Source organism: Saccharopolyspora sp. NPDC000995 (genome assembly GCF_053599315.1).
In genome coordinates this window covers 1-5,455 of sequence record NZ_JBSFLZ010000220.1, presented here as the reverse complement: position 1 = coordinate 5,455, position 5,455 = coordinate 1, and the positions used below count along the sequence as shown (strand labels likewise).

At 69.1% G+C, this 5,455-nt stretch carries 10 protein-coding genes and 2 pseudogenes; 8 read left to right on the top strand and 4 right to left on the bottom strand.

The window, feature by feature from the left end; translation table 11 throughout:
• Window positions 1-306 (bottom strand): annotated as a pseudogene (locus tag ACWDKQ_RS34940) (IS30 family transposase); the annotation flags it as partial.
• 214 nt (window positions 307-520) lie between these two features.
• Between ACWDKQ_RS34940 and ACWDKQ_RS34935 the strand changes: the two are divergent.
• The 5 genes from ACWDKQ_RS34935 (at window position 521) to ACWDKQ_RS34915 (ending at window position 2,365) form a co-directional block, all read left to right on the top strand.
• Window positions 521-760, top strand: coding sequence for a hypothetical protein (locus ACWDKQ_RS34935; protein WP_450143036.1), 240 nt, complete (start codon window positions 521-523; stop codon window positions 758-760).
• Between the two features lie 14 nt (window positions 761-774).
• Complete coding sequence (locus tag ACWDKQ_RS34930; protein WP_450143035.1) at window positions 775-984, top strand: hypothetical protein; 210 nt, start codon at window positions 775-777, stop codon at window positions 982-984.
• A complete protein-coding gene (locus ACWDKQ_RS34925) occupies window positions 962-1,144 on the top strand; it encodes a hypothetical protein (protein WP_450143034.1) in 183 nt (60 codons plus the stop codon). The genes ACWDKQ_RS34930 and ACWDKQ_RS34925 overlap by 23 nt, the downstream gene beginning before the upstream one ends.
• A gap of 55 nt (window positions 1,145-1,199) precedes the next feature.
• Window positions 1,200-2,099: a homocysteine S-methyltransferase gene (gene mmuM / locus ACWDKQ_RS34920; RefSeq protein WP_450143033.1), complete on the top strand. Its 900-nt coding sequence runs from the start codon at window positions 1,200-1,202 to the stop codon at window positions 2,097-2,099.
• 92 nt (window positions 2,100-2,191) lie between these two features.
• Window positions 2,192-2,365, top strand: coding sequence for a class I SAM-dependent methyltransferase (locus ACWDKQ_RS34915; RefSeq protein WP_450143032.1), 174 nt, complete (start codon window positions 2,192-2,194; stop codon window positions 2,363-2,365).
• Here the strand turns inward: ACWDKQ_RS34915 and ACWDKQ_RS34910 are convergent.
• Entirely contained in the window at window positions 2,354-2,905 is a 552-nt protein-coding gene (locus ACWDKQ_RS34910) for a YncE family protein (RefSeq protein WP_450143031.1), read from the bottom strand. The genes ACWDKQ_RS34915 and ACWDKQ_RS34910 overlap by 12 nt on opposite strands.
• Here ACWDKQ_RS34910 and ACWDKQ_RS34905 point away from each other — a divergent pair.
• On the top strand, window positions 2,895-3,134 hold the full coding sequence (locus ACWDKQ_RS34905) for a hypothetical protein (RefSeq protein ID WP_450143030.1): 240 nt from the start codon (window positions 2,895-2,897) through the stop codon (window positions 3,132-3,134). The two genes, ACWDKQ_RS34910 and ACWDKQ_RS34905, sit on opposite strands and share 11 nt — an antisense overlap.
• Window positions 3,135-3,537: 403 nt before the next feature.
• Here the strand turns inward: ACWDKQ_RS34905 and ACWDKQ_RS34900 are convergent, their stop codons facing one another.
• Window positions 3,538-4,464, bottom strand: a complete 927-nt coding sequence (locus ACWDKQ_RS34900) for a carbohydrate kinase family protein (protein ID WP_450143037.1) — start codon at window positions 4,462-4,464, stop codon at window positions 3,538-3,540.
• A gap of 208 nt (window positions 4,465-4,672) precedes the next feature.
• On the opposite strand from ACWDKQ_RS34900, the gene ACWDKQ_RS34895 reads away from it, so the two are divergent.
• On the top strand, window positions 4,673-4,885 hold the full coding sequence (locus ACWDKQ_RS34895; protein ID WP_450143029.1) for an RNA-binding S4 domain-containing protein: 213 nt from the start codon (window positions 4,673-4,675) through the stop codon (window positions 4,883-4,885).
• 108 nt (window positions 4,886-4,993) lie between these two features.
• Window positions 4,994-5,131, top strand: coding sequence for a hypothetical protein (locus ACWDKQ_RS34890; protein WP_450143028.1), 138 nt, complete (start codon window positions 4,994-4,996; stop codon window positions 5,129-5,131).
• A gap of 24 nt (window positions 5,132-5,155) precedes the next feature.
• On the opposite strand, the pseudogene ACWDKQ_RS34885 reads toward ACWDKQ_RS34890, so the two are convergent.
• Window positions 5,156-5,455, bottom strand: a pseudogene (locus ACWDKQ_RS34885) (hypothetical protein); the annotation flags it as partial.

The following is a 5,455-nucleotide window of genomic DNA, read 5'->3' as shown; positions in this document are numbered from 1 at the left end:
GGGGAAGTACTGCCGTAGTAGCCCGTTGGTGTTCTCGTTGGATCCGCGTTGCCAGGGTGAGTGCGGGTCGCAGAAGTAGACCGGCACTCCCGTGATCACGGTGAACTGCTTGTGTGCGGCCATCTCGCAGCCTTGGTCCCAGGTCAGCGAGCCGCGTAGGTGCTCGGGCAGGGTCTGGATCAAGGGCACCAGCACGTCGCGGACCTCCTCGGCGGTGTGCCCGCCGGGCAGGTGTCCGAGCATGACGTAGCGGGTGGAGCGCTCGACCAGGGTCACGATCGCGCTCTCGTTGCGGGTGCCGACGATGGTGGGTCGGGCCGGGGCGCGGTGCCAGGATTGCTCCCGGTCCGTTCCCCGGCCCGCCCGCCGCACCGGACGTGCATGTCTCCACGCATCCGGCGCTCCACGGGTTCCCGGGTTAACCAGCTGCCGGGGTGGCCGCTGTGCTCGTCCATGGTGTGGGGATGTTGTTCGCGCCACCGGTATCGAGTGGACTTCCGCGGCGACCGAGCCAGCCCGGTTGCGTGGGAGATCCACCGCGGCCAGCGGCTCGCACGCGGCGCTGGTCGTCGCTTCCCTGATCGCGGTGTTCCCGGCGTTCTGGGTGCTCGTGGTGTCGTTCAAGCCGGACGCCAAGGCGATCGAGTCCACCCAAACGCTGTTTAACGAGTCCAGTTTGGACAACTACCGGGACGTACTTTCCGGCGCCAAGGACGCATTCCTGAGCTGGTTCGGCAATTCGGTGCTCATCGCGGGCTGACGACGGTGCTCGGCGTGCCGCTGGCGGCCACCGCCTACGCCGCCAGCCGGTTCCGCTTCGCGGGGCGGCACTGGCTGCTGACGTTCCTGGTGGTGCAGATGTTCCTGGTGGAGCAGATGTTCCCGTTCGTGGCGCTGATCGTGCCGCTGTACAACATCCTGCTACCCCTTGGCCTGCTGGGCAGCGTGTTCGGACTGGTACTTGGTGTACTGCGGCACCGCTAGCTCGTCCTGCACCTACATGTTGAAGGGCTACTTCGACGAGATTCCCAGCGAGATCGACGAGGCCGGGCGCGTCGACGACCTGTCGCCGTTGGGGGTGTTCCGGCGGCTCGTGCGGCCGCTAGCGAAACGGAGCATCCATTCGCGCCTCCTGCCCAGGTGAACGGTCCCTTCGCTTCAGATGACCGGCCAACACCGCGCACGACTACGCTGAGCGCATGAACGCGTTCAGCCTCAGCGGCGCACCGATGATCCTGGACGGCGGCCTGGCCACCGAGCTAGAAGCGCAGGGCCACGACCTCTCCGATGCGTTGTGGTCGGCGCGCCTGCTGGCGGATGCGCCGGAGGAGATCGTCGCGGCGCATGCCGCGTTCTTCCGGGCGGGCGCGGAGATCGCGACGACCGCGAGCTACCAAGCGAGCTTCGAGGGGTTCGCGGAGCGCGGCATCGAGCGCGCCGAGGCGGCGAAGCTTATGCGGCGCAGCGTGGAACTGGCCCGGCTCGCCGGCGAAGTGGAGCCGGGCCGGCACCGCTGGGTGGCGGCGTCGATCGGCCCGTACGGCGCGATGCTGGCGGACGGCTCCGAGTACCGGGGCCGGTACGGCCTGACGAAGCGCGAGCTGCACGACTTCCACCGGCCGCGGCTAGAGGCGCTCGCGGAGTCCCGCCCGGACGTCTTCGCCCTGGAGACCGTCCCGGATGTGGACGAGGCGGAAGCGCTGGTGGACGCGGTCGCTGGCCTGGACGTCCCGGCCTGGCTGTCGTTCACGATCAGCGGCGAGCAGACCCGGGCCGGCCAGCCCCTGGCGGAAGCGTTCGCCGTGGCGGCGGACAGCGACGCGATCATCGCGGTCGGGGTCAACTGCTCGGCGCCGGACGACGTGCTGACCGCGATCGAGATCGCCCGCGCCGCAGTGAAAAAGCCGATCGTCGTCTACCCCAACAGCGGGGAGGGCTGGGACGCGCAGCGGCGCGCGTGGACGGGCCGCGCCCGGCTGTCGACGGCGCTGGCCCGCGGCTGGCGCGCGGCGGGCGCCCACGTGATCGGCGGCTGCTGCCGGGTGCGGCCGGAGGACATCACGGCAATGGCGGACGCGCTGACTGACCCGGCTGCCTGATCCGGCGGTGGGCCGGAGCCGCCGGGGCCAAACATTTACCGGGGTCTGGCCTGCGGTCACGGCCGGCTGACCAACCGGCGCGCGGCTGCCGGATGACGGGACTGGACTGCCCGCCGCTGTTCCTCGACGAGGCCGGCGCGGACGCCGAAGCCCGAGGCGTGCAGGTCGAGTACGTCCACGGCGACATGCGGGTTTTGCCGTGGGTGGGCAGGTTCGACGTGGTGATCAACTGGTTCACCTCGTTCGGCTACTTCTCAGACGGATGATCGTCCTCGCCCACCGCTGACCCCGTCCGGAAATCCGTGGTGGAAGGACAGCTGCGCGTACATCGTCCGCCCGTCTGGCAGTAGCAGGAACGGCCGGATGCCGACGCCGAAGTCAATCACATCGGTGATGGCCATGGTCGAGGTGTCCACAATGGTCAGCCACCGGTCGGGCATGATCACCCGGCCAGTGGTGGCGTTGTACAGCGTCCGGCCGTCCGCGGAAAACCTGTTCTCGTGCGGGAAATCGCCGGTCGGAAAGCTGCGGACCACGGTGCCGGTGACCGGGTCGAGCATGTCGACCAGGTTGGCAGTGGTCGCCGAGACCGCCAACCGGGAGCCGTCCGGCGACAGAGCCATGTGGTCGGACCGGTACCCGCTCACGTCGGTGCGCCAGACCTGCCGACCGGTGCCGAGCTCGAAGGCGGACACGTCGCCGAGGCTGGTCCGCGAGACGTACATGGTGCGCCCGTCCGGCGACACCGCGATGTCGTCGACGAGTTGGTCGTGCCCTTCTCCGGCGGTGTTGCGGATGACTAGCATCGCGGCGTGCTCGTCCGGGGTCATCTCGGGCGAGCCGCTGCTGCAGGTCGGGCACCACGTCGATGCGCTGGTACTTGCCGACCTCGGCGTTAACCAGGTCGACGGTGCCATCCCAGTTGTTGCCGACGAACATGACGTCCCGCCTCGCCGGGGCGGGCGCCGACGATGCCGCCGGGACGCCACCCAGCATTACCAACGCCGCAGCACCGATCGCGCCGAGTCTGAATAGCTTTCTACCGCGTGGAGTTCGCATCCGAATCGCCCTTCTGCCGCAAGCGGGACCAAATCGGGTCTACTTCACCCGAATATGAGACCCAACGGGCTCGCAAACCCAAGCCGAGTTGTCACAGCTCGCCAGGTCGGTCGTACGTCGGCGTTGGCCGGCGGGCCGGCATCGGGGTTACCGAAGGCGAAGCTGTAGACCAGCTGCGTCCAGGAATGCGCTGGGGTGAAGCGAACGGAGTTCGTGCCGCCTACGGTGGTAAAGAGGCCGTTCGCTTCACACCAATTGGCGAGGCAGCACCACACCGTTCCCGCCCGAGCAGCACCGAAGCATCCCGGCAGAACGAGTTCCCGCGCAGGGTCTGCAGCCGCGCGCAGCACTCACGGGCCGGACCAGCCGAAAGCATCGCTTAGCCGAGGAGCGGGCCGACCTCCGCCGCCGCTTCGGCGCCGAAGGCGTCGGCGAAGCGCTGCCGGGCGCGGCCGTGGTCGAGGGTCCACTCCTGCGTCCCGGTCACCTCCAATACGTGCACGGCGATCAACGACCCCAGCTGCGCAGCACGCTCCAAAGACAGTCCTGTTTGGACACCAGCAAGGAAGCCCGCCCGAAAACCGTCGCCTACCCCGGTCGGGTCGACCTTCGCCCGCTCCGCGACCGCGGGCACCAGCAGCCGCTCGCCGCCGGTGACGACCTCCACCCCGCTCGCGCCGAGGGTGGTGAGCCGGGTGCCGACCAGCTGCCGCACCTCCGCATCGGTCCAACCGGTCTTCTGCCGCAGCAGGCCCCATTCGTACTCGTTGGTGAACAGGTAGTCCGCGCCTTCGACCACCCGGCGCACCTGCTCTCCGCTGAGCCTGGCTAGCTGCTGCGACGGGTCGCTGGCGAACCGGTAGCCGCGGTGCCGGCACTCGTCGGCGTGCCGCAGCATGGCCTGCGGGTCGTTCGGGCTGATCAGCACCAGGTCGGCACCGGTGAAGCTGATCACCGGGGCCAGCTCGATGTTGCGGGCCTCCGACATCGCACCTGCGTAGAAGGACGCGATCTGGTTGAACTCGTCGTCGGTGGTGCACACGAACCGAGCAGTGTGCGCGACCTCTGAAACGTGCACGCCCGAACAGTCCACGCCGTTGCGCTCCAGCCAGGAGCGGTAGTCGGCGAAGTCGTCTCCGACCGCGCCGACCAGCACCGGCCGTTGCCGCAGGACGCCCAGCGCGAACGCGATGTTGGCCGCGGCGCCGCCGCGCCGGACCACGAGCCCGTCCACCAGGAAGCTCAGCGACACCTGCTCCAGGCTGTCGGCGACGAGCTGCTCGGTGAACCGGCCCGGGAAGTGCATCAGGTGGTCGGTGGCGATGCTTCCGGTGACGGCGACTGGCACGGCACAACTCCTGGTAGTTCGCACGGCTGGGTCCGCAGCCAATACAGCACGCCGGAACAGTCCCCGCGACCCGCCGAACGCGGGCTGCGGGTGACCGCGCACGCACCGATCGGCACCGCCCTACCCGGTTCGGCTGCGTGCGAGACGCGCGGCGGACAATGACGGTATGCGCGAAGTGGAGATCCGGGACGACATGATCCGGCTCGGGCAGCTGTTGAAGCTGGCGGGCCTCGTCGAGCACGGAGCGGAGGCGAAGGCGCTGCTGGAGGACGGCCAGGTCGAGGTCAACGGCGCGGTCGAAACCCGCCGCGGCAAGCAACTGATCGAAGGCGACGAGGTGGTCCTCGGAAACGAGGTCGTCCGAGTTGTCACCCGCTAAACCTCGCCCGCAAACCGAACCGCCGTGGCGCGCAGCCCGAGGAGCACATCCTGCCAAGCCAGTTGGCTGTCAGTTTGAACTGTGGCCCCCGCAGGCCGGAATTGAACTGTGGCCCCCGCAGGCCGGAACGCGATGATCACCACCGGCAACGGCTTCGCCGTCCACTCCCCGAAGGACGTCACGACGGCGGTGGTCACCGGATCCGGGTCTGCGCCGACGATCAGGCTCGCGGGATCGTCGGCGTGAGCACCACCGCGAAGGCGTTGAGGATCACCAGCACGCCGACGCTGAGCAGCGCGGTCCAATCGAACTGCGCGACCCCGACGGAAAGCGGCTGCGGATGGGCACGCCGTCGGCACGCCCCAGCAACCGCTCGCCCCCGCCGGGCTTGGGAATCGTCACCCGGCGAACCGGCGACGGCCGGTACGTGCCCTCTTCCAGACCCTGCCGGACCTCCGGCCAGTGATCACGCAGCCACGGACGCAACCCGTCCGTGGTCATGCCGTCCACCCCCGGAGCACCCCGGTTGGCCTCAACCCGCCTCAACGCCCTGCCCAGGTTGGGCGTCGA